The sequence below is a fragment of the Haloarcula sediminis genome, assembly GCF_035656455.1.
Taxonomy (GTDB): domain Archaea; phylum Halobacteriota; class Halobacteria; order Halobacteriales; family Haloarculaceae; genus Haloarcula; species Haloarcula sediminis.
In genome coordinates this window covers 1-699 of record NZ_JAYMGA010000027.1, presented here as the reverse complement: position 1 = coordinate 699, position 699 = coordinate 1, and the positions used below count along the sequence as shown (strand labels likewise).

Genomic DNA, 699 nt, shown 5'->3' with positions numbered 1-699 from the left:
ACGGTCGTGTTTAGTTTGGAGCATTGTGCCAGCGAGCGAAACTCTGGAGCCAATTTTCAGCTGTCTTCGGTTCGACGTGACTGAAACAGTTTGAAAACGAAGAAGTTCGTCGTTTTACTTCTCTGAAGATACGTTCGACAGCATTCCGATTTCCGTGACGTTCTGTCTGAAATCGGAGCCCGGCTCGTTGCAGTGCAGCTCGGAGGTGTTTCGCACCATCGACGAGAAAAACGGCGGTTTCGACATCGTGTTTTTGCCGCAGTTCTTTGAGAAATATCTCAGTAAGAGCGGTTGTAGTGGTCGAAAACAACCGCAGATGGAGAATTTCGTTTGTCTGTGGATTCGCAGCGGCGTACAGCCAGAACTGCTGGTCATTGATTCGAATCACCGTTTCGTCAACCGCAATCTGATTCGGTGATTTACCGCTGACGGGCTGTAGATCGGCTTTCTGCACCCAATCGTGGATGGCTTTTCGAGAGCGTTGGACACCCAGATTGTCAAGAATAGAGATGGTATTCGAAAGTGATAGTCCAGCCACGTGCATCTGAATACCGAGCTTCATTGCACGCTCGGGTGTCCGCTCACGCTCCACAAAATCCAAATCAATCCAGTCTGTACTACCGCTGAGGCGGGCGATTTCTGGCATAGACCACCGAGAAATTCTCCCGCCTCACTTTTGATGCTTAACTAAACACGACC

The 699-nt window shown here is 49.8% G+C and carries 1 protein-coding gene; it reads right to left on the bottom strand.

The genetic code is table 11. The features are described 5' to 3' along the window. Window positions 1-10 precede the first annotated feature (10 nt). On the bottom strand, window positions 11-646 hold the full coding sequence (locus VJ162_RS18440; RefSeq protein WP_324666288.1) for an IS6 family transposase: 636 nt from the start codon (window positions 644-646) through the stop codon (window positions 11-13). Between the last annotated feature and the right edge of the window lie 53 nt (window positions 647-699).